This window comes from Pseudoxanthomonas indica (assembly GCF_900167565.1).
GTDB lineage: Bacteria > Pseudomonadota > Gammaproteobacteria > Xanthomonadales > Xanthomonadaceae > Pseudoxanthomonas_A > Pseudoxanthomonas_A indica.
The window spans coordinates 1,365,375-1,387,252 of the sequence record NZ_FUZV01000002.1 but is presented as its reverse complement, the minus strand read 5'-3'; the positions used below and the strand labels follow the sequence as shown (position 1 = coordinate 1,387,252).

Annotated in this window: 21 protein-coding genes and 1 tRNA gene; 11 read left to right on the top strand and 11 right to left on the bottom strand. The window is 66.0% G+C overall.

Annotation, left to right across the window (positions count from 1 at the left end):
• Positions 1–5: 5 nt before the first annotated feature.
• Positions 6–980: an RluA family pseudouridine synthase gene (locus B5X78_RS17100; protein ID WP_079725961.1), complete on the bottom strand. Its 975-nt coding sequence runs from the start codon at positions 978–980 to the stop codon at positions 6–8.
• 417 nt (positions 981–1,397) lie between these two features.
• Here B5X78_RS17100 and rne point away from each other — a divergent pair, with 417 nt between their 5' ends.
• A complete protein-coding gene (rne, locus tag B5X78_RS17095; protein WP_079725960.1) occupies positions 1,398–4,580 on the top strand; it encodes a ribonuclease E in 3,183 nt (1,060 codons plus the stop codon).
• A 234-nt stretch (positions 4,581–4,814) separates the two neighbouring features.
• Positions 4,815–5,510 (top strand): outer membrane protein, encoded by a 696-nt coding sequence (locus B5X78_RS17090; RefSeq protein WP_079725959.1) that lies wholly within the window; start codon positions 4,815–4,817, stop codon positions 5,508–5,510.
• Positions 5,511–5,568: 58 nt separating this feature from the next.
• Here the strand turns inward: B5X78_RS17090 and B5X78_RS17085 are convergent, their stop codons facing one another.
• Complete coding sequence (locus B5X78_RS17085; RefSeq protein WP_079725958.1) at positions 5,569–6,216, bottom strand: response regulator; 648 nt, start codon at positions 6,214–6,216, stop codon at positions 5,569–5,571.
• 480 nt (positions 6,217–6,696) lie between these two features.
• Here B5X78_RS17085 and B5X78_RS17080 point away from each other — a divergent pair, with 480 nt between their 5' ends.
• The 3 genes from B5X78_RS17080 to B5X78_RS17070 all read left to right on the top strand — a co-directional run bounded on the left by B5X78_RS17080 (position 6,697) and on the right by B5X78_RS17070 (position 8,426).
• A complete protein-coding gene (locus B5X78_RS17080) occupies positions 6,697–6,921 on the top strand; it encodes a hypothetical protein (protein WP_079725957.1) in 225 nt (74 codons plus the stop codon).
• 101 nt (positions 6,922–7,022) lie between these two features.
• Positions 7,023–7,835 carry an isocitrate lyase/PEP mutase family protein gene (locus B5X78_RS17075; RefSeq protein ID WP_079725956.1) on the top strand — a complete coding sequence of 271 codons (813 nt, stop codon included), beginning with the start codon at positions 7,023–7,025 and terminating at the stop codon, positions 7,833–7,835.
• Between the two features lie 81 nt (positions 7,836–7,916).
• Entirely contained in the window at positions 7,917–8,426 is a 510-nt protein-coding gene (locus B5X78_RS17070) for a hypothetical protein (RefSeq protein WP_139381611.1), read from the top strand.
• Positions 8,427–8,451: 25 nt separating this feature from the next.
• On the opposite strand, the gene B5X78_RS17065 is transcribed toward B5X78_RS17070, so the two are convergent.
• From B5X78_RS17065 to B5X78_RS17050, 4 genes are all read right to left on the bottom strand, one after another.
• Positions 8,452–9,147, bottom strand: coding sequence for a glutathione S-transferase family protein (locus tag B5X78_RS17065; protein ID WP_079725954.1), 696 nt, complete (start codon positions 9,145–9,147; stop codon positions 8,452–8,454).
• A gap of 147 nt (positions 9,148–9,294) precedes the next feature.
• Complete coding sequence (locus B5X78_RS17060) at positions 9,295–9,621, bottom strand: DUF1508 domain-containing protein (protein ID WP_079725953.1); 327 nt, start codon at positions 9,619–9,621, stop codon at positions 9,295–9,297.
• A 196-nt stretch (positions 9,622–9,817) separates the two neighbouring features.
• Positions 9,818–9,907, bottom strand: a tRNA-Ser gene (locus tag B5X78_RS17055).
• Positions 9,908–9,973: 66 nt separating this feature from the next.
• Positions 9,974–10,981, bottom strand: a complete 1,008-nt coding sequence (locus tag B5X78_RS17050; protein WP_079725952.1) for a LysR family transcriptional regulator — start codon at positions 10,979–10,981, stop codon at positions 9,974–9,976.
• A 118-nt stretch (positions 10,982–11,099) separates the two neighbouring features.
• Here B5X78_RS17050 and B5X78_RS17045 point away from each other — a divergent pair, with 118 nt between their 5' ends.
• Positions 11,100–11,681 (top strand): FMN-dependent NADH-azoreductase, encoded by a 582-nt coding sequence (locus B5X78_RS17045; protein ID WP_079725951.1) that lies wholly within the window; start codon positions 11,100–11,102, stop codon positions 11,679–11,681.
• A gap of 83 nt (positions 11,682–11,764) precedes the next feature.
• Positions 11,765–12,496 (top strand): DNA alkylation repair protein, encoded by a 732-nt coding sequence (locus tag B5X78_RS17040; RefSeq protein WP_139381610.1) that lies wholly within the window; start codon positions 11,765–11,767, stop codon positions 12,494–12,496.
• 53 nt (positions 12,497–12,549) lie between these two features.
• Here B5X78_RS17040 and serS read toward each other — a convergent pair whose 3' ends face one another.
• Positions 12,550–13,830, bottom strand: coding sequence for a serine--tRNA ligase (serS, locus tag B5X78_RS17035; protein WP_079726251.1), 1,281 nt, complete (start codon positions 13,828–13,830; stop codon positions 12,550–12,552).
• Between the two features lie 124 nt (positions 13,831–13,954).
• Here serS and B5X78_RS17030 point away from each other — a divergent pair, with 124 nt between their 5' ends.
• Positions 13,955–14,590 carry a TonB family protein gene (locus B5X78_RS17030; RefSeq protein ID WP_079725950.1) on the top strand — a complete coding sequence of 212 codons (636 nt, stop codon included), beginning with the start codon at positions 13,955–13,957 and terminating at the stop codon, positions 14,588–14,590.
• Positions 14,591–14,740: 150 nt separating this feature from the next.
• On the top strand, positions 14,741–15,337 hold the full coding sequence (locus tag B5X78_RS17025) for an energy transducer TonB (protein WP_079725949.1): 597 nt from the start codon (positions 14,741–14,743) through the stop codon (positions 15,335–15,337).
• A gap of 61 nt (positions 15,338–15,398) precedes the next feature.
• Here the strand turns inward: B5X78_RS17025 and aroA are convergent, their stop codons facing one another.
• The 3 genes from aroA to serC form a co-directional block, all read right to left on the bottom strand.
• Positions 15,399–16,709, bottom strand: a complete 1,311-nt coding sequence (aroA, locus tag B5X78_RS17020; RefSeq protein WP_079725948.1) for a 3-phosphoshikimate 1-carboxyvinyltransferase — start codon at positions 16,707–16,709, stop codon at positions 15,399–15,401.
• A 141-nt stretch (positions 16,710–16,850) separates the two neighbouring features.
• A complete protein-coding gene (gene pheA, locus B5X78_RS17015) occupies positions 16,851–18,038 on the bottom strand; it encodes a prephenate dehydratase (protein ID WP_079725947.1) in 1,188 nt (395 codons plus the stop codon).
• A gap of 16 nt (positions 18,039–18,054) precedes the next feature.
• A complete protein-coding gene (gene serC, locus B5X78_RS17010) occupies positions 18,055–19,140 on the bottom strand; it encodes a 3-phosphoserine/phosphohydroxythreonine transaminase (RefSeq protein WP_079725946.1) in 1,086 nt (361 codons plus the stop codon).
• A 241-nt stretch (positions 19,141–19,381) separates the two neighbouring features.
• Between serC and msrP the strand changes: the two genes are divergently transcribed.
• Positions 19,382–20,353, top strand: a complete 972-nt coding sequence (gene msrP, locus B5X78_RS17005) for a protein-methionine-sulfoxide reductase catalytic subunit MsrP (protein WP_079725945.1) — start codon at positions 19,382–19,384, stop codon at positions 20,351–20,353.
• Complete coding sequence (gene msrQ / locus B5X78_RS17000; RefSeq protein WP_079725944.1) at positions 20,344–21,021, top strand: protein-methionine-sulfoxide reductase heme-binding subunit MsrQ; 678 nt, start codon at positions 20,344–20,346, stop codon at positions 21,019–21,021. Before msrP ends, msrQ begins: the two co-directional genes overlap by 10 nt.
• On the opposite strand, the gene B5X78_RS16995 is transcribed toward msrQ, so the two are convergent.
• On the bottom strand, positions 20,990–21,784 hold the full coding sequence (locus B5X78_RS16995) for an FHA domain-containing protein (protein WP_079725943.1): 795 nt from the start codon (positions 21,782–21,784) through the stop codon (positions 20,990–20,992). The genes msrQ and B5X78_RS16995 overlap by 32 nt on opposite strands.
• Between the last annotated feature and the right edge of the window lie 94 nt (positions 21,785–21,878).

Genomic DNA, 21,878 nt, shown 5'->3' with positions numbered 1-21,878 from the left:
GGCGATCAGCCCAGGCGGTCCAGCACTTCGGCCAGTTCCGGCGCCAGCGGTGCGTTGAGCACGTAAGGCGTGCGGCCATCGTCGAGCGAGAACTGCAGCGACGCCGCATGCAGGAACAGCCGCTTCAGGCCGGCTTGATCGCGCAGGCGCTTGTTGACCGGTTCATCGCCATATTTGTCATCGCCCGCGACCGGGTGACCGATGTGCTGGGCGTGCACGCGGATCTGGTGGGTGCGGCCGGTCTCGATGCGCACTTCGCAATACGAATGTCCGCCGCGACGTTCCAGCACGCGGAAGTGGCTCAGTGAGGCCTTGCCCGCGGAATTGACCTGCACGTGGCGTTCGCCGCCCTGGCGCAGGCCCACATGCAGCGGCGCGTCCACGCTCATCACGCCGTCGGGCATGCGCCCGATCAGCAGGGTCAGGTAGCGCTTCTGGATGCCGCCATCCTCGCGCATCAACGCCTGCAGCTCGGTCAGCGCCGAGCGCTTCTTGGCCATGATCAGCAGGCCCGAGGTGTCGCGATCCAGCCGGTGCACCAGTTCCAGGCTCTGGTTGGGCCGCAGCGCCCGCATGGTTTCGATGGCGCCATGGCTGATGCCGCTGCCACCATGGCTGGCCACGCCCGAAGGCTTGTTGAGCACCAGCAGGCGGGCGTCCTCGAACACGATGGCCGCTTCCATCCGCTGCAGGAAGCCGGTCGGCGGCGGCGCCTTGTCTCCAACCTCAGCGAGACTGACGGGGGGAATCCGGATCTCATCGCCGGCCTCGAGCTTGCGCTCGGCCTTGGCCCGGCCGCCGTTGACCCGCACCTGGCCGCTGCGGACCAGCTTGTAGACCAGGCTGCGCGGCGCGCCCTTCAACTGGCCCAGCAGGAAGTTGTCCAGCCGTTGGCCAGCCCGGTCTTCGGGAACCCGGACCATGCGCACGGCGGACTTGCTGCCGGCGGAGGCCGGACTGACGGGGGGGCTATCGGTCATCGTGACTATTATTCTGTTACACTCGGCGGGCGAGATAAGAGTTTGATTTCGCAGGGAGTTACGCAGTCTGGAAGCAGGCTGTGGGCCAGAAGCCCAGCTCTCCGCGATTCCGGCAAGTGCGCGGCCATCGCCCTCGGGGCGGCCATGTTAGCGGCTCATCGGCGAACTCGGATACCGCCGGATGCGTGACGGCATCCGTGGCTGAACATGTCCCGCGCGGCGCCACCAAACTTTGGGAAGCTGCCGCCGGCCCCGCAACACCCAATTAGTAGAAAAAGCGCTCCCGCGGCCTGCCGTGGTGTCGTAGCGCTGGAAACCCAACCTGCCCCGCTGCGCCTGCGCAAGGGGTGGAGCACCGTTCCAGAGGCGAAACGCCATGGCGTTCCGCGCGGTAGTAGCGCGCGAGGAACGCACACAATGAAACGCATGTTGATCAATGCGACGCAGGCAGAAGAACTGCGCGTCGCCATCGTCGATGGACAGAACCTGTACGACATCGATATCGAGCAGCCGTCCAAGGAACAGAAAAAGTCCAACATCTACAAAGGCCGCATCACCCGCCTTGAGCCCTCCCTCGAAGCCGCATTCGTCGACTATGGCGCGGATCGCCATGGCTTCCTGCCGCTGAAGGAAATCTCCCGCGATTATTTCCAGGCCGGCGTCGACCACAACAAGGCCGGCCTGCGCGAGCTGTTGCGCGAAGGCCAGGAAGTAGTCGTGCAGATTGACAAGGATGAGCGCGGCAACAAGGGCGCCGCCCTGACCACGTTCATCTCGCTGGCCGGCCGCTACATGGTGCTGATGCCCAACTCGCCGAGCGCCGGTGGCGTTTCGCGGCGCATCGAGGGCGATGACCGCGCCGAGCTGAAGAAGGCGCTGGACGCGCTGAACATCCCCGACGACATGGGCGTGATCATCCGCACCGCCGGCGTTGGCCGCGATGCCGAAGAACTGCAATGGGATCTGGACTACCTGCTGCAGGTCTGGAAGACCATCGCCGAAGCCGCCCTGACCAAGCCCGCTCCGTTCCTGATTTACCAGGAATCGCGCCTGATCGTGCGCGCCCTGCGTGACTACCTGCGTGCCGACATCGGCGAAATCCTGGTCGACACCGAAGAACTGCACGAGACCGCGCATGAGTTCATGTCGCAGGTGATGCCGCAAAGCCTGCGCAAGCTCAAGCATTACAAGGACGACATCCCGCTGTTCAACCGCTTCCAGATCGAATCGCAGATCGAAGGCGCGTACGAGCGTAACGTGCGCCTGCCCTCGGGCGGCTCGATCGTGGTCGACCAGACCGAAGCCCTGACCGCCATCGACGTCAACTCGGCGCGCGCCACCAAGGGCGGCGACATCGAGGAGACCGCGTTCCACACCAACCTGGAAGCGGCCGAGGAAGTGGCCCGCCAGCTGCGCCTGCGTGACCTGGGCGGCCTGGTGGTCATCGACTTCATCGACATGTCCTCGAACAAGCACCAGCGCGAAGTCGAGAACCGCCTGCAGAACGCGCTCAAGTACGACCGCGCGCGCGTGCAGCTGGGCCGCATCTCGCGCTTCGGCCTGATGGAAATGAGCCGCCAGCGCCTGCGTCCCTCGCTCGGCGAGTCCAGCCAGATCGTCTGCCCGCGTTGCGACGGCCACGGCCGCATGCGCAGCGTGGAATCGCTGTCGCTGTCAATCATCCGCGTAGCCGAAGAGCATGCGATGAAGGAAAACACCGGCCAGGTGCTGGTGCAGGCGCCGGTGGAAATCGCCAACTTCCTGCTCAACGAAAAGCGCAGCGCGCTGCGCGAAATCGAAACCCGCCACGACTCGCCGATCATCATCGTCGCCGACGAGGCGCTGCATACCCCGCATTACGAAGTCACCCGCGTGCGCGAGAACGAGCTGGGCGAAGAAACCGCCAAGCCGAGCTACCAGCGCGGCACGCCGCGTAAGTTGCCGGTGCACGCGCTGACCAAGGCCCAGCTCAACATTCCGGCTGCGCCTGCGGTGACCCATGTGCAGCACAGCCAGCCGGCGCCGATCCGCGAAGAGCGCGAACCGGTAGCAGCCGCGCCCGCACCGCAGCCGGCGCCCGTCGCCGTGGCCGCTCCGGCCGCCAGCGGTGGCCTGTTCGGCTGGCTGAAGCGCTTGATGGGTGCCCAACCTGCGCCGGTCGCGCCGCCGGCGCCGCGCGAGCGCGATCAACGTCAGAGCGGTCGCAATGACCGCAATGATCGCAACCAGCGTCGTGACAACCGCCAGCAGGGCCAGAACCGCGGCGGCAACGCCAACGCCCGTCGCGACGAAGGCCGCAACAAGGGCCAGGGCAACAACGCGAACGCGCAGCCGCAGCAGAACCAGAAGCCGCGCAACGAGCCCAAGCCGCAGAAGCAGCAGGCGCAGGGTCAGAACCAGGGCCAGGGCCAGAAACAGCAGCAGAATCAGCAGAAGCAGCAGCAGGGCCAGAAGCCGCGCGGCGAGCAGAGCCGTGGCGAGCAGCAGGCACCCAAGCCGCAGACACAGCCGCAGCCTGAGCAGATCGCTGCAGCAGCTGGCGTGGTTGCCGCAACGGTCGCCAGCGAAGCGCCGGTCACCGCGCCCAAGCCGGTGACGGTGGCTCCCGAGGAAGCCAAGCGTGCGACTGCACCGGCCGCGCCCGACGCGGGTGAAGCCGTGGCCGTGAGCGTGGAAACCGCCGCGGTCAGCGCCCACGTCGAAGGTGCAGCCAGCGATGCCGCCAATGCCGACGGCACGGGCCGTCGCCGTCGCGGTCGTCGCGGTGGTCGTCGTCGTCGTCGCGGCAATGGCGAAGGCGCCGCCTTGGGCGAAGAAGCCCTGGCTGACGATCTGAACGACGCAGGCGATGACGAAGACGAGCAGGACGCCGTGGCCGTTGCGCCGGCGACCGATGCCGCCGCGCCCTCGCCCGCCCGTCATCAGCCCGAGTTCGAGTTTGACGATGTGGCCCCGCCGCGCACGGAAACGCGTGCCGCAAGCGCCGCCGCGCCGGCCGTGGCCGTGATCGCGGCAGCCGCCGGACAAACGCCGACCTCGGTTGCGCAGGTGGTGGAAGAAGCCAAGGCCGAAGTGGCGGCCGTGGCCCACAACCCGGAGCAGCAGGCCGACATCGCCGCCACGGTGAAGCAGGCCGCGCAGGCAGGTACGGAAGCGGTCAGCCAGGCGGCGCAATCCGTCGGGCCCGTTGTCAGCGAAGTAGCGGCCACGCCGGTGGTGGAAGTCGAATCAGCGGTTGCCGCACCGGTCGCGGACGAGCGTCCGGCCGTGGTCGAAGCGCAGGTGGAAACGCCTGCCGAAGCCGCCAGCCTGGCGGTGGTCGAGGCCGCGCCCGACGAGGCTGTGACCTCACCGGCAGATGCCGCTGCAGCGGCGCCGAGCGCGCCCCCGGCTGCGGTAACGCCGCCGACGGCTGTCTCGCGCGGCGCCACTGGTTCGCTGTTCTTCGCCCTGGATGCGGATACGCCGCCGTCGGTGACGCGTGGTCTGTTCGATCCCGTGCCCACGCCGAAGGTTGCAGCCAACGAAACGCCGATGGCCCACAACGACGACCATGCGCCGGAAGATCCGGATCATCCGGAGAACGAGCGCAGCGCCTGATTCATCGACACTGCCTGAAAGAAAAACCGGCTGCCTCGGCAGCCGGTTTTTTTTTTGCGCTCGGCAAAGCAGCGATGCTGTCGAAGATCCGCGATACGCATGACCGACATGTGCCTTGACCCATATTGGAAGCGCGGTGCTTGGCACGTCATGGAGCGCATCGTTAGGGTTTGCCCGCCTTCCGCTGCGTGATGCGCGCGGAACGGCGCTACCCTCCCCACTTTGAGCCCCTGCATGACCCGCCATCGCAACACCCTGCACCCCACGATCGCCCTGCTTTTGCTTGCTACCCTGCCTGGCCTTGCTTCAGCCAGTGAATCGTTCACCGACTACGTCTCGATCAAGGTCGCCGCCGCGCGCCTGCAGGCCGACGGCATGGATCTCAGCGCCCGCCCGGGCATCGGCGCGTTCGTCAGCGGCCAGGAATCCGACTCCGACCTCGCCGGCACGCTCGCGTACGGCCATCGCTTCTCCGCTGCATGGCGCGTGGAAGGCGAATATGCCTTTGCCCAATCGGCCGAATTCACCAGCGGCTCCACCCGCTTTCCGACCAGCTACAACCACCATCAGGTGGAAACCTCGCGGCTCATGGCCAACCTCTATCGGGATGTGCCGTTCGGCGAGAAGTTCTACGTGTTCGGATCCGTGGGCCTGGGCGTCAGCCGGATCGAATCCAGCGGCTGGCAGGGCAACATCAATCGTCGCTACGCTCCGCACACGCAGGACAACCTCACCTGGTCACTGGGCGCTGGCGGCGGCTATCACTTCACCCCCCGTTTCGGCCTGGAAGCCGGCTATCGCTGGATCAACCAGGGGACCGTCGAGAGCGGCTACAACACCTTCACCAATGCGCGCGGTCTGGTCGACGAGCAGATGCGTCTGGACCTGTCCAGCGGTGAGGCTTACCTGGGCTTGAATTTCCACTTCTGAAGCGTGGCTGCTGGCCTGCGCGCCGGAGCCGAACGGCTCCGGTTCCCCGGCCAGCGCGTCAGAACGAGCGCGTCGGGTCCAGCAGGCCGTACTGCACGGCCATGCGCGCCAGTGCGATGTTGTCGGTGACGCCGGCCTTCTCGAACAGGCGGGCCTTGTGGGTGTTCACCGTCTTCGCGCTCAGGCTCAGGCGCTTGGCGATTTCTTCCTGGCGCATGCCTTGGATCAGCAGCATCGCCACTTCCAGCTCGCGTGGCGACAGCGAATCGAAAGGCGAGGCCTCGCCGCCCACGTTCAGCAGCGCCAGGTTCTGCGCAATGCTGGTGCCCAGATAGCGGCGACCACGGGCGACATCTCGCACTGCGCGGATCAACTCCTGTGCATCGCCGCCCTTGCCCACGTAGCCGTACGCGCCGGCCTCGAGCAGACGCTTGGGCAGCGGGCCGTCTTCCAGCACGGAGACAATGATGACGCGGGTGGACTGGTGGGCCTTGACGATGCGCTCGGTCACCTCGAGCCCGCTGTAGCCCGGCAGGTGCAGATCGCACAACACCACGTCGGGTTCAAGCACACGCAATTGCGGCAGCGCTGCTTCACCACTTTCGGTTTCGCCCACCACTTCGATGTCGTCTTCGGATTCCAGGATCAGACGCATGCCGGTACGTACCAGGGCATGGTCGTCGATCAGGAATACGCGTATCGCCATCGTCCACTTCCCCAAATTGCCTGCCCGCCCGACCCTAGTGGGCCGCTCACGCGCATCGCAACTCATATTCTAGCGCCCTCTGGCGTCACGGCCGCACTGGCCGGCGCGCCAGGCGATGAGCCTGCGGCATGGCCAGATTCCGCCCAGGCAACGGGCTGCGAGGCAGGGATCATGGGCTTGGTCGAGGTTCGAGAACCGCCCCGGCTCCGGACGGCGACGGTGTCGGGCTCGCGACTGACCGCCGGGTGCCGCATGCAGGCATGCGGACATCGGGTTCTCCATGACGCCCCGGGTCATCAGCCGGTTCGGGGATGGCGCCGCAGGGCGACGCCCGCCATCCATGCAGATATACCCAGCCAATTGCGAAGGCCGCGTGTAGACGTGACGCTCGTTGCGTCCACACCACGCGCACAAGTTCTTTGCATGGTGATGACATCACTGACGCTAGTCTGCGCGCAGCGAATTGATCGCCTTTAGCCCATGATGACGTTCGACATACCGCATTCCCCTGGCAACGATGGCAGCTTCCTGCTGTCGATCAACGAATCCGAACCCCTGCACTTCCAATCGCGTTTGGATGCGTTGAGCTATGCCAACCAACTGGCGCGCCAGCGCGAACAGCAGGGCCTGGACTACGCCATCAATGTCGAAGGCGGCGACGGCAAGTGGCGTTTGTTTCACCGCCTAAACCGGATCAATTCGTGAGCGGCGTGGCCGCTTCCGCCGCAACGATGTAGGCCGATTCCGGTGAGTCCACCCGGATGGGTTCGTGGCAGGATGTCGGCACTCCGCCACCAGGAACGCCGATGATCCGCACCGCCGAGCACACCGCCCATTTCCGCCATCTGCATGCCGACGGCGTGCTTCGCTTGGCCAATGCCTGGGACGCCGGCACCGCACGCCTGCTGGCGTCGCTGGGCTCACGCGCCATTGCCACCACCAGTGCCGGTGTTGCATGGGCACAGGGCTATGGCGATGGCAACCAGCTTCCGCTCGATCGCGTGTTCGACTCGGTGGAATCCATCGCCCGGGTGATCGACGTGCCGTTGAGCGTCGATTTCGAAGCCGGTTACTCCGACGACGCGGACAGCGTGGCCGATGCCGTGCTGCAGCTGGTTCGTCGCGGTGTTTCCGGCATCAACCTGGAAGACAGCGGACGCGAACCGGCCCTGCTGGCCGCCAAGATCAAGCGCATCCGCGAACGCTGCGCGCAGGAGCAGGTGGACGTGTTCGTCAATGCGCGCACTGACGTGTATCTGCGCCAGCTGGCCGCGCCCGGCGAACCGAGCATCCAGGCCACGCTGGAACGCGCGCGGGTCTATCGCGAGGCCGGCGCCGACGGTCTGTTCGTGCCCGGCGTGACCGCCGAAGCCGACATCCGCGCCATCGCCGGGCAGGCCGGCCTGCCTGTGAATGTCCTCTGGCGCGCCGCATTGCCCGCGGTGGATGTGCTGTCCGAGTGGGGCGTGCGTCGGCTCAGTGCCGGCTCTGCCCTGGTCGAATCGGCCTTGGGACATCTGCGCGAACGCGCTTCGGCCTTCCTCGAACAACCGCGGATTGACGCCGACGCCACCGCCCTGCCCTATGGGCAGGCCAACGCTCTGTTCAATGGCCCCTGATGCCAAAAGCCCCGCCGCCGCGCTAGAGTGGCGGCGGGGAAATACGGCGCCCGGCGCCTTTCAGGGGAATCGATGAAGACCATGCTCGCCTGCCTGTGCGGGTTGCTGCTGTCCGCGACCGGCATCGCTCGCGCCGACGACGGCGAATTCAGTGCGCAGGAAAAGCTCATGCTGATCTCGTTGAACGAGATCAACATGACCACCGCCACGGTGACGACGATTTTCGAGTACTGCATGAAGCAGGACCCGGGCTTTTCCGCGCGATCCCTCGATGCGCTGAACGTGTGGAAATCCCGCAACATGGCGTATGTCGATCTCTCGGCCACGCTGCACAACGAGGCCATGGTGGTCGGGCTGCGCGAAGGCATGACCCGCGCCGAAGTCGACCAGGCGCTCGACGATGCGGCCAATGAAGTGGCCCGAACCTTTCCCGACATGCTCGACGCGGAGCCGGACATCGCCCGCCGCATCCATGTCTGCGATACCTATGTGGACAAGATTACGCGGGGCGATCTCGACATCGCCAGCGGTGACAACGACGCAGAAAAGCTTGGCTACCTGAAAGGCCGCCTGGAAGCCGCGCGACGTTGAAACCCGCGGCGCGGGCCGGCCGGGTTCAGTCGGTCGGCCAGTCCACGCCGCCCCAGCCCACCGGCATCTGCGCGCGATACGGGAAGTACTGGATGAAGGGCTTGGCTTCCTCATAGGTGCGATGCACCGACGGGCGCGCCATCAAACGGCCCAGATAATCGCGAATGCGCGTGGCGTTCTCCGGAAACGGATGGATGACGCCGGCGTAGAACAACGCGGGTGCGGCGGCGCAATCGGCCATCGAGAAGGCATCACCCAACACCCATTGCCGACCCTCCAGATGGGCCTCCAGCATCCGGTAAGCGGTCTCCAGCGTCGCGGTCGCCTCGGCCACGCCGTACGGGTCACGCTGATCGTCGGGCCGCAGGCGATCGGCCACATGCTTCTGCATGGGCACCTGCACGTACAGATCAAAGAAGCGATCCCACAACCGGGCCTGCAACGCCGCGTCGGCGTCACGCGGCAACAGGGCGCGCGGACCAGGATAATGCGTGTCCAGATACTCGATGATCAGGCTGGACTCCGGAATCGTCAGCGCGCGCTCCTCGTCCCGCAACACCGGCATCTTGCCGACCGGCCAGGCTTCCAGCAGTGCGGCGCGGTCGCTGGGCAGATCGTGGCGAATGATCTCGGGCGTGAAATCCGTGCCGTTCTCGTACAAGGCAATCGTGACCTTGTGGCAGAACGAAGCCAACGGGTGATAGAACAGAACCAGGGCCATCGATACCTCCCGCGCGCACCATGCGGCGTCAATGCGGGCAGTCTCGTCAGATGGTGCGGCGCACAGCAAGCCCAATGGGCTAAGGAGCGAAGGGCCTGGCGCCGAATCGCATCGACGCCAGGCCTGCTTCTGCGGGTTCCCCGCGCTTCAAGCCTCCACCAGCTTGGCGACGCCGGCGCTGACACACACCGAGGCGATGCCGGCGGCGCGGGTCACTTCGCTGGAATACAGCTGGCTGGTACCGACGATGCGTGCATCCCGATCCACTACATGGAACAGGCATTTTCCGTTGGCCACCGAGCTGAGCTGGAAGCGATCCGGCAATGACGGACTTTCCCGGATCGCTTCAATGGCCTGCTGGCAATCGTCGGCTTTGGTGAACTGCGGGCTGACCAGCATCTGTTGGCCATTGCCGGCCTTCAAGACAAAGTGGTGATGCTGTTCGGTGCGGGTGATGAAAAATTTTGCAGCCATGTAACTCCTCGTTATTGTCGATGCACAACGAGAATAACGGAGAGCATCACTATTCAGCGGCTCGACGGCGCCGATGAAACTTGAGTCACAAAGTGGCGGTGCAAATCCGCTGCGCGGATTGTCGAACCGGGTTCTCGTCAAATCCACTCTCTCCGCCACATACGCAAAAGCCCCCTTGCGGGGGCCTATGCGTATGTGGCGGAGAGAGTGGGATTCGAACCCACGGTAGGCTTACACCTACGGCAGTTTTCAAGACTGCTGCCTTAAACCGCTCGGCCATCTCTCCATATTGTTTTACTTCTACGCTGATTCGCGAAGCGGCGGCATTTTCGCACGCCGGCCGCCCTTTTGCTCAGGAGGCTTTCTTCACCTTTGCCGCGTTGGCATTGTCCAGCGCCAGTTCCAGGGCTTTGTTGGCGGCTTCGGTGCATTTGCCGCCGCAGTCCAGGCGCGAGGATTCAATCTGCTGCGGCAGGTGTTCGGCCAGGAAATCGATGAATACCCGCACCGCCGGCAGCAGGCCGCGGCGCGAGGCGAACACGGCGTGGCAGATGCCCTGCGGCAGCGACCATTCCGGCAGGACCACTTCCAGTTCGCCCTTGCGCACCGCTTCGGCGCAGACGGTTTCCGGCAACAGGGTGATGCCGTAACCATCCTTGGCCATCGCCTGCAGCAACGGGAAGTCGAAACCGGCCAGGCGCGGCTGCAGTTCAACGCGACGCACTTCGCCATTGGGACCATGCAGTTCCCAACGCTGGCGCGCCTCGTCTTCGCTGATGCTCAGGGTGACGTGGCTGGTCAGGTCTTCCGGCGTCTGCGGGCGTCCGGCGCGATTGAGGTACTTCGGGCTGGCCACCAGCAATTCCTGGATCTGGCCGAAGCTGCGCATCACCAGGCTGCCGTCGTCATCCAGCTTGGCGCGCACGCGCAAGGCCACGTCGTAGCCTTCATTGATGATGTCCACGCGCCGGTTGTTGACGTGCAACTGCAGGCGGACCTTGGGGTATTTGTCGAGGAATTTGGGCAGGATCTTCGGCAGCTGCATCTGCGCCACCGCCACCGGCACGCTCACGCGCACCACGCCGCGTGGTTCGGCGCTGAGGCGATCCACCACTTCGCGCGCAGCCTGGGCTTCGGCCAGCATGGTCTGTGCATGGCGATGCACGCTCATGCCCACGTCCGTCACCGCAAAGCGGCGCGTGGACCGCTGCAACAAGCGCACGCCCAGATCCGTTTCCAATTGGCTGATGCGCCGGCTCAGGCGCGACTTGGGGATGCCCAGGGCGCGCTCGGCGGCGGCGAAACCGCCGTGATCGACCACCATGGCGAAGTAATAGAGATCGTTGAGGTCGTGCTGCATGGCGTTATAGTTCCAAGGACAGAACAATCAGTGATATTTAACCAGCTTTATTCCATTTCTGCAACAGCCCAAGATCCTCTCCAACGCGGCAACGCCCGCATCGAACCGGAGAGTCATCATGAAACTATTGCACATCGACAGCAGCTCGCTGGCCGGCCACTCGGTGACCCGCGAACTCACCGCCGCCATCGTAGCCCGTTGGCAGGACGAGGTACCCGGCCTGAAGGTCAGCTACAAGGACCTGGACGCACAGCCGCTTCCCCACCTCACCGCCCCGGTGCTCAGCAAGTCCGACACCGCTGCGGCGGAACAGTCGGAAGCCACGCTGCAGGAATTCCTGGACGCCGATGTCGTGGTGATTGGGGCGCCGATGATCAATTTCACCGTCCCCTCCTCGCTCAAGGCCTGGATTGATCGCATTGCCGTGGCCGGCCGCACCTTCCGCTACACCGAAAACGGCCCGGTCGGCCTGGCCGGTGGCAAGAAGGTGATCATCGCCAGCGCCCGTGGCAGCGTCCACGCCGCCGGCGCGGTCAGCGATTTCCAGGAGCCCTATCTGAAGTTCGTGCTGGGTTTCCTGGGCGTCACCGATGTGGAATTCGTCCGCGCCGAAGGCGTCGGCCTGTCGCCGCAGCACCGTAGCGAGGCCATTGCCACGGCCCTGCGCTCGATTCCGGCGCCCCTGCCGCTGGCGGCCTGAGCCAGCCCCTGCCCTCGGCTCCGGCCACCCACGGGTGGCCGGAAAGCCGGTTAAGCTGCCGCCACGCCCATTGGGGAGGCTCCATGGCCGCGACCAAGTCCGCGTTGCATTCGCCCGCGCCCGTCACCGCTGCGCAGGCCGTGGCCAAGCTCAAGGCCCAGTCCAGCCAGACCCACCGCGAGGGCCTCACCCGCTTCGGCATTCCCAACGAGCATGCGTTGGGCGTACCGATGTCGACCATCCAGGCGATTGGCAAGCAGATCGGTCGCCAGCCTGCGCTGGTCGATCCGCTGTGGGATACCGGCATCTACGAGGCGCGCTCGCTGGTGGCGTTCGTCGCCGACCCCCTGCAACTCAGCGCGACGCAGATGGATCGCTGGTGCCGCGAGTTCGACAACTGGGCGATCTGCGACACGCTCTGCTTCCACCTGTTTGATCGCAGCCCGCACGCCTGGACCAAGGTCAAGCGCTGGAGTGCGCGCCGTGGCGAATTCGAGCGGCGCACGGCCTTTGCCCTGCTGGCTAGCCTGGCGGTGCACGACAAACGCGCCAGCGACGCCCCGTTCGAAGCCGCCCTGGAGCTGATCACCGCAGCGGCGGGCGATGAGCGCAACTTCGTCAAGAAAGGCGTCAGTTGGGCCTTGCGCGCGATCGGCCATCGCAATGCCAGCCTGTATGGACAGGCGTTGGCGTTGGCCCGGACGCTGGCCGCATCAGAGGATCAGGCCGAACGCTGGGTGGGCAAGGACACCTTGCGCGATTTGAATCGACCGCTGGTGCAGAAGCGCCACGGCAAGCAGGCCAAAGCGAAGTAACGTCCGCTCGCCGCGAACGGCCGACCCTTCCCGCAGAAGGCCGGCTGCCTTGATCAGGCGATCGTTTCGATGCCGCCCATGTAGGAGCGCAGGACCTCGGGCACGGTGATCGAACCATCCGCGTTCTGATAGTTCTCCATCACCGCAATCAGCGCGCGGCCGACCGCCGTGCCGGAACCGTTGAGCGTGTGCACGGGTTCGGGCTTGCCGGTGGCCGGATTGCGCCAGCGCGCCTGCATGCGCCGGGCCTGGAAATCCTCGCAGTTGGAGCACGAGGAAATCTCCCGATAGGTGTCCTGCGAAGGAATCCACACTTCTAGATCGTAGGTCTTGGTGGCCGAGAACCCCATGTCGCCCGTGCACAGCAGCATGCGGCGGTACGGCAGGCCCAGCTTTTCCAGCACCACCTCGGCGCTGCGGGTCATGCGCTCATGCTCGGCGTAGCTTTCGTCCGGGCGGGCGATGGAGACCAGCTCGACCTTCTCGAACTGGTGCTGGCGGATCATGCCGCGCACGTCGCGGCCACCGCTGCCGGCCTCGGAACGGAAGCACATCGAATGCGCGGTCATCCGCAGCGGCAGGCGCGCGTCGTCGAGGATTTCCTCGCGCACGGTATTGGTGAGCGGGATTTCCGAGGTCGAGATCAGATAGCGTTTGTGCTCACCCAGGTGGGTGGCGAACATGTCTTCTTCGAACTTGGGCAGCTGGCCGGTGCCGTACAGGCTGTCGGCGTTGACGATCAGCGGCACGTTGGTTTCTTCGTAGCCGTGTTCCTGCGTGTGCAGGTCGAGCATGAACTGCGCCAGCGCGCGATGCAGGCGCGCCAGCTGGCCGCGCAGCACGGTGAAGCGGGCGCCGGACAACTTGGCCGCCGTGTCGCCATCGAGCCAGCCATGGCGCGCACCCAGTTCGACATGATCCTGGACCGGGAAATCGAACACACGCGGCGTGCCCCAGCGGTGCTGTTCGGCATTGGCCGACTCGTCCGCGCCCACCGGCACGCTGGCGTGCGGCAGGTTGGGGATGCCCAGCGCGATGGCTTCGATATCGCGGCGGATGTCGTCGAGCTTGACCTCAGAGGCCTTGAGCTCTTCGCCGAATCCGGCCACTTCCGCCATCAGCGGCGCCACGTCCTCGCCCTTGGCCTTGGCCTGGCCAATCGCCTTGGAGCGCGTGTTGCGCAGGTTCTGCAATTCTTCGGTGCGCTTCTGGATCTGCTTGCGCGATGCTTCCAGTTCGCCCAGGCGACTGACATCCAGGTCGAAGCCGCGGCTGTCCTTCAGGCGCTGGGCCAGGTCGGCGGTCTGGGTTCGGAGCAGGGCGGGATCAAGCATGGCGATCAACGGGCAGCGGTAACAGGAGCGGGATTATCGCGCATTTGCGCCGCCACTGGCCGCGCCGACACACCGGCGTCCGCCCGGCTATGCCAGAATCGGCGCACTTGCCACGGTGCCGCCCATGTCCGCTTCGGAGTCCGAGTTCGTGTTCCGCCTGCCCCGCCGCACCCTGCAGATTGCCGCCATCGCCTTTGGCATCGGCTTCCTGCTGTTCGTCATCGTCTGGCTGCGCGGCCGCAATGATGGCTTCTATCAGCCGCAGGCCACACCGGAAGGCCCCAAGACCGTGGTGGAAGCCCTGCCCGAACCGCTGCCCGCCCGCGGCGGCGCCAGTGGCATGGAAGAGCCCACCAGCGAAGGCAACGAAACCCCGCAGCTGGTGGAAGTGGCGCCAATGCCCGAGTCCATCGAGGACGACGAGGCCACGGCCGCGCCGAGTGCCGAGGAGACCAGCGCAGCGCCCCCTCCCGCGTTGGCGACCGGCGACGTGGCCGAAATCCAGATTGAACAAAGCCCGCCACCGGCCTATCCGGCATCGGCGATGCGACGCGGTGAAAGCGGCATCGCGATGGTGCGCGTGGACGTGGGCGTGGACGGCCTGCCCAGCAATGTCGCCATCGAAACCGGCAGCGGATCGCGCGAGCTGGATCGCGCTGCCTTGGACGCCGTGCGCAAGTGGCACTTCCGCGCCGCGCAACGCGATGGTCAGCCGATACCCTCGAGCGTCGTGGTCCCGGTCGAATTCAAATTGCAGTGACAAAACTGGCGTGCTGCTGAATCAATCGCACGCCAGCTGAATCGCAACCCTGCAAACGCCCGGTGATTCACCGCTGAATCACGCGATGTCAACAATGCCGCGGCAAAACTCCAGTCAACGCAGAAACGCGTTGTCTACAGGAGCTTTCGCATGTCGCAGCCGCATACCGAATGGAACGCACCCGCCAACGACGGGAACCCGAACCGCGTGCACGACACCACCGTCCTTGATACGACGCCGCGCGAGCGCAGCGGCTCGATGGCGTTGCTGTGGTTGCTCGCGCTGGTGGCCGTCGCCGCCGCCGGCCTGGCTTGGTACAAGCAGAGCAGCATCGACACCACGCCGTTGGCCACGACGCCGACACCGATCGTGATCCCGGCTGAAGAAACCGCGACAGCCAAGCAGGACGCCGATCGCAGTCAGCAGCGTCGCGCCGCAGAGGCTCGCCGCACCACCGCTGCCGTGACACCGCGCGCGACCGCGCCGCGTCCGCTGGCCAGCAATCCGACCCCGCGTTATCCGTCAGAAGCCCTGCGCGCTGGCGTGGGTGGCACGGTGATGGTGCGTGCCTCGGTGGATGCCAATGGCGTGCCGACCGACGTGGCCGTGGTCGAACGCAGCGGTCATCGCGAACTGGATCGCGCCGCCCTGGGCGCCGTGCGCAAGTGGCGCTTTGAACCGGCCATGCGCAATGGCAAGGCCGTGAGCAGCACGGTGCAGGTGCCGGTGGACTTCAAGCCCATCTAAGCACCCTTCAAGCAACACCCAACGCAAAAGGCCCTCGTCACCGAGGGCCTTTTCTTGTCTCTCAGGCGTTCTGCAATCCGAAACCTGCACCCCGCGCCAGGCGGTCGAAGCCCGGAAACGAAGTGGCGACATTGGCCACATCGCCCACCTTCACCGGCGCCTGCGCACGCTGGCCGGCGATGGCGAACGACATGGCGATGCGGTGATCGCCGTGACTGTCGATGCCGCCACCCTGCAGGGCGCCCGGATGAATCGTGGCGCCATCCGGCGTTTCATCCACTTGCAAGCCCAGGCTGCGCAGCCCTGCGGCCATGGTGCCCAGGCGATCGGATTCCTTGACCCGCAGTTCGGCCGCGCCGCGCACGACGGTCGGGCCTTCGGCGCAGGCCGCGGCGACAAACAGCGCGGGGAACTCGTCAATCATGTCCGGCACCAGCGCTTCAGGCACTTCCACGCCACGCAACGGGGCATGGCGGACCAGCAGGTCGGCCACCGGTTCACCGCCCTGCTCGGCGCGGTTCTCTTCGCGGATGTCGGCGCCCATCAGGCGCAACGCCGACAGCAAGCCGGTGCGACGCGGATTCAAACCCACTGCGCGCAGACGCAGTTCCGAGCCCGGCACCACGCTGGCCGCCACCAGGAAAAATGCGGCCGAAGAGAAATCCGCCGGCACCACCACATCGGTGGCGCGCAGGCGCTGACCGCCACGCAGGCGCGCATGGCCCGGCGAGAACTCGATGTCGGCGCCGAACGCGGCGAGCATGCGCTCGGTGTAGTCGCGGGTCGGATGCGGTTCGTGCACCACCGTTTCGCCCTGCGCGTACAGGCCGGCCAGCAACACCGCGGACTTCACCTGCGCGCTGGCCACTTCCAGCGTGTAGTCGATGCCCTGCAAGGCCTGGCCACCATGGATGCGCAACGGCGGCAGCCCACCTTCTTCGGTCTCGATGCGTGCACCCATCTTCGACAACGGACCGGTGACGCGGCGCATGGGCCGGCCGGACAGCGAGGCATCGCCCACCAGCACGCTGTCGAAGGACTGCGCGGCCAACACACCGGCCAGCAGGCGCATGCCGGTGCCGGCATTGCCGCAATCCAGCGGAGAATCGCTGCCACGCAGTCCATCGATGCCCACACCGTGGACGATGCGTTGCGAGGCCGACGGCGTCTCGATGCGCACGCCCAGGCGCTGGAAGATGGCTGCGGTGGCGCGGGTGTCTTCGCCTTCCAGGAAGCCATCGATGTGCGAGGTGCCATCGGCCAGGGCGGCGAACATGATCGCCCGGTGCGAGACCGACTTGTCGCCGGGGATGCTCAGCTCCCCGCGCAAGGGGGTGCCGGGGGATGCGAGCCAATCAATTTTCTGCGTCATGGGGGAGCTCTGGTTCCGCTGTCTTTGCCTCCCCCGCGGGGGAGGCTTCGCTAGTTGCTCCTCCCCCGCTTGCGGGGGGAGGCTTCGCTATCTGCTCCTCCCCCGCTTGCGGGGGAGGCTGGGTGGGGCAAGCCGTTCGCGTTACGGCACCGCGACCGGATACGAACCCAGGATCTTGATCTGCGCCGAATGCGCCTGCAGTTCCGCCAGCGCCTGTTTCATCGCTTCATCGTCCACATGGCCAGCCAGATCGATGAAGAAGCCGTACTCCCACTTGGCATGGTGCGAGGGCCGCGATTCGATCCGGTTCATGCTGATGCCATGGCGGGCGAACGGGCTGAGCACGTCGAACAAGGCGCCCGGCTTGTCGTGGATGAACACCAGCACCGAGGTGCGGTCGTGCCCCGACGGCGGGAAGATGCTGCGGCCGATCACCAGGAAGCGGGTGGTGTTGTCCTTGTCATCCTGGATCGAGCTCATCACCACTTTCTTCAGGCCATACACATGGCCCGCGCTCTCGCCGGCAATACAGGCGGCGTCATCGGCATTGCGCGCGCGACGTGCGCCCTCGGCATTGCTGGAGACCGGAATCTTCTCGACCTTGGGCAGGTTGGCGCGCAGCCAGCCGGAGGTCTGGGCGAAGGATTGCGGGTGGCCGAAGATCCGTTCGATGTCCTCGATGCGGCCGCTGCGCGAGAGCAGGAACTGGTGCACGCGCAGTTCGACTTCGCCACAGATTTTCAGGTTGGAGGTCAGGAACATGTCCAGGGTGACCTGGATCGTGCCCTGCCCCGAATTCTCCACCGGCACCACGCCGAAATCGGCGTTGCCGCTTTCCACTTCCTGGAACACTTCCTCGATGCTGGCCAGCGGCAGGCCATGTGCCGACCGGCCGAAGTGCTTGAGCACGGCCTGCTGGCTGAAGGTGCCTTCCGGACCGAGGTAGCCGATCTTCAACGGCTCCTGCTGGGCCAGGCAGGCCGACATGATCTCGCGGAAGACATGCACCAGCACTTCATCGCTGAGCGGGCCTTCGTTGCGATCCACCACCATGCGCAGCACCTGCGCTTCGCGCTCGGGGCGGTAGTAATCTACCGCCGCCGCCAGCTTACCCTTGGCCTTGCCGACCTGGTGGGCGAAGTTGGCGCGCTCGGCGATCAACTCCTGGATCTGGCGATCGATGCCATCGATCTTGGCGCGTACATCGGCCAGCACCGGTGCGGCGATGGCCGGTGCGTCGGCCTTGGCGGCCGCCGGCTTGTTGGGTGTGCTGGGCCTGGCCGCGGACTTGCCGGCCTTGCTTGCGGGTTTGCGGGGCTTGGCAGCCATGTCGTGTTACGTCCTCTCAACCATTGCGCTGCTGGAAATCGCGCATGAAATCGGCCAGCGCCTGCGCGCCCGCCACCGGCAGGGCGTTGTAGAGCGAAGCGCGGATGCCGCCTACGGCCTTGTGGCCCTTCAGCGCCAGCAAGCCGGCCTGTTTGGACTCGCTGACAAAACGCGCGGTCAGATCCTCGTCCGGCAGGAAGAACGGGATGTTCATGCGCGAACGTACCGCGTGGGCGATGTCATTGCGGTAGAAGCCACCGGAGCCGTCGATGGCCTGGTAGACCAGCGCCGACTTGGCCGCATTGCGGCGGGCAAATTCCTCCACCCCGCCTTCGTCCAGCATCCACTTCACCGTCAGCCCGAGCATGTACCAGTTCCAGGTCGGCGGGGTGTTGAGCATGGAATCGCGCGCGGCATGCGAGCGGAAATCGAAGATGTCGGCGCGCGGCTGGCCGCTGCGCTCGAGCAGATCGCGGCGGACGATCGCCACCGAAATCCCCACCGGCCCCAGGTTCTTCTGCGCGCCGGCGTAGATCACGCCATAGCGCGACACGTCGAGCGGCTCGGAGGCGATGCTGGAACTGAAGTCGGCCACCAGCGGCACCGTGCCCACGTCCGGCGTGTAGCGATACTCCAGGCCGTGGATGGTTTCGTTGGCGGTGATGTGCACGTAGGCGGCGTCGTCGCTGAGCTGCCAGCTCTCGCGCGCCGGGATGTCGTGGAAACCACCGGGTTCGCCATCGGCGGCCACCTGCACCTTGACGTAGGGCCGCGCCTGCTTGATGGCGGTCTTGCCCCAGTGGCCACTGACCACGTAGTCGACCGTCTGGCCGGCCGTGGCCAGGTTGAGCGGCAGCAGCGCCTGCAGGGTGGTGGCGCCGCCGGACAGGAACAGCACTGCGTAGTCATCCGGAATCCACAGCAGCTTGCGCAGGTCGGCCTCGGCCTGCGCGGCCACGGCGATGAAGTCGGCGCTGCGGTGACTGATCTCGACGATGGACGCGCCAATTCCGTTCCATTCCAGCATGTCGGCCTGGGCCTGGCGGAGCACGGCCTCGGGGAGCGTGGCGGGTCCGGCACTGAAGTTGTACGCGCGCGTCATAGGGCACCTGCAAGGGGAATCCCTAGTATGCCGCAGTGCATCAGTTGCAGGGGCAACCATGCCGGCGCTAGGCGCCGCAACCGGGCCTGACTGACAGCCTGCGCTGCGCCGGCACTTCGCCCGCTCTTGCCATGCGAGCCGGTATAAATAAAGGCAAACCCATGGACGATAGCCGCGGCTCGCGCGGGAAACTTTTGCCCACGGCCGGGTTCAATCCACTACCCCTTTCCTGGAGCCTCCCATGTCCCTGCGCGATGCGCTGAGGATTCCCTCCTCCCAAATTACCGACGAAGCGGTCTACCGGGATCGTCGTCGCCTGCTGCAGTTCCTGTCGCTGAGCCCGGCGCTGGCGCTGTCCGGCTGTGCCGATGCGGAGCCGCCGCCGGCGCCCGCCAGCGCCGCCATCACTCCCGCGCAGGCGCGTTCGGGGTTCAAGACCAACGAGCCGCTGACCCGCTACCAGGACGTCACCACCTACAACAACTTCTACGAGTTCGGCACCGGCAAGGCCGATCCTTCCACCGCGCGCAAGACACTCAAGACGCGGCCCTGGTCGGTGGCCGTGGGCGGTGCCTGCGCCAAGCCGGGCACGTTGTCGCTGGAGGATCTGCTAAAGGGGCAGACACCAGAAGAGCGCGTCTACCGCCTGCGCTGCGTGGAAGGCTGGTCGATGGTCATCCCCTGGCTGGGGGTGCCGCTGGCCGCGGTCCTGAAGCAGTTCCAGCCCACGTCGCAGGCCAAGTACGTCGCCTTCACCACCCTGGCCGACCCGCTGCAGATGCCCGGCATCGCCTACCGCTCCATCGAGTGGCCGTACAAGGAAGGCCTGCGCATCGATGAAGCGATGCATCCGCTGGCGTTCCTGGCCACCGGGCTGTATGGCAAACCGTTGCCGCAACAGAACGGAGCCCCGTTGCGGCTGGTGGTCCCGTGGAAGTACGGCTTCAAGTCCATCAAGTCGATCGTGGCGATCAACTTCGTCGAGCGCATGCCGGAAACCGCCTGGCACGAACTCCAGCCGTCCGAGTACGGCTTCTTCTCCAACGTCAATCCGAACGTTGACCATCCGCGCTGGAGCCAGAAGACCGAACGCCGGATCGCCGGCACCACCAACCGGGTCTTTGCCGAACGCATCCCCACCCGGCTGTTCAACGGCTACGCCGATCAGGTCGCCTCGATGTACGCGGGCCTGGATTTGAAGAAATGGTATTGAGCCCGGAGCGCTCCGGCGCCAGAACCAAAGCCCGGCCGAAGCGGCGTGCCTCGGCTGGACTGATCGCCGCCAAGACCCTGGTGCATGCGCTGGCATTGACGCCGCTGGCGATCCTGGCCTGGCAGTTCTGGTCGGTGCTGCAGACCGGCAGCGATGCACTGGGCGCCGACCCGGTGGCCGAGATCGAACACCGCACCGGCCTGTGGGCGCTGCGGTTGTTGATGATCACCCTGGCGATCACGCCGCTGCGCCAGCTCACCGGCCAGGCGGTGCTGATCCGGTTTCGACGCATGCTCGGCCTCTACGCATTTTTCTATGCCTGCGTCCATCTGAGCGTCTACCTGGTGCTGGACCTGCAGGGCTACTGGGCGCAGATCTTCGAAGAGATCGCCAAGCGTCCTTACATCACCGTCGGCTTCACCGCGTGGCTGCTGCTGTTGCCGCTGGCCATCACCTCCACCCAGGGCTGGATCCGCCGGCTGGGGCGTCGCTGGGGGCAACTGCACAAGGCCATCTACGCCGTCGGCGTGCTGGCCGTCCTGCACTTCTGGTGGCTGGTGAAATCCGACATCCGCGAACCGGCGCTGTACGCCGGCATCCTGGCGGTCCTGCTGGGCTGGCGCGCGGTGCGCTGGTTCAACCAGCGCCGAACAGCAGCAGCGCGCTGATCGCCGCACCCAGCAGCAAGGCCGCCAGCAACAGCCAGGGCCAACGCCGGCCGGTGCCGCGCGCGACAGCGGAAGCGGCGGGCGCACGGGCATCGGCCTCTTCCACCTCGTCGTTGTCGGACAGGGCCGGCGGTGTGGTCCACGGCACTTCCACCACGAACCGGTGCTGGCCGTCGAAGGCGACTTGATCGCCGGCCTGCAGCACCGCATCACGCACGGCCACGCCATTGACCCAGCTGCCCTCGGCCGAACCCAGATCCTTGAGCAGCACGCGATCGCCATGCAGCTCCAACTGCGCGTGACGCTCGCCAAACAGGGGGTCATCGATGCGGATACCGGCATCGCGGCTACGTCCGACCAGGCACGGCTTCACCAGGGCGATGCTGCGGCCGTGGTACTTGCCACCTACGCCACGCAGGACCACGCGCGGATCATTCTGGCCGGCGGCGCCCAACGGCGTGCCAGCCGGCAAGCTGCCGGCCTGCAGCAGCAGTTCCACCCCGTCCACATAAATCGCATCGCCGGCACGCAACTGCGCCATGCGCTGCACCGGCCGGCCGTTGACGTGCACGCCGCGCATGCCGGCCGGCACCTGCAGCCACAGGCCGCGGCGGTCCACGCACAGCCTCGCCAGCAAGGCGCCCTGCAATTGATCGCCCACGCCGACATGGCCGGTGGCTTCGCGCACCACCCGGTGCACGCCCATGCCCAGCGGACGATCCGGCTGTGCACGATTCGAGAAATTGATTCGCAGATTTTCCACGCGCGGCAGACTAACAGGTTGACGCAGAAGTGCCAGCCTGACACCGTGGCGCACGTCGCCGCGCAGCCTGCGTCAGGCACGCCGCACAACCCGC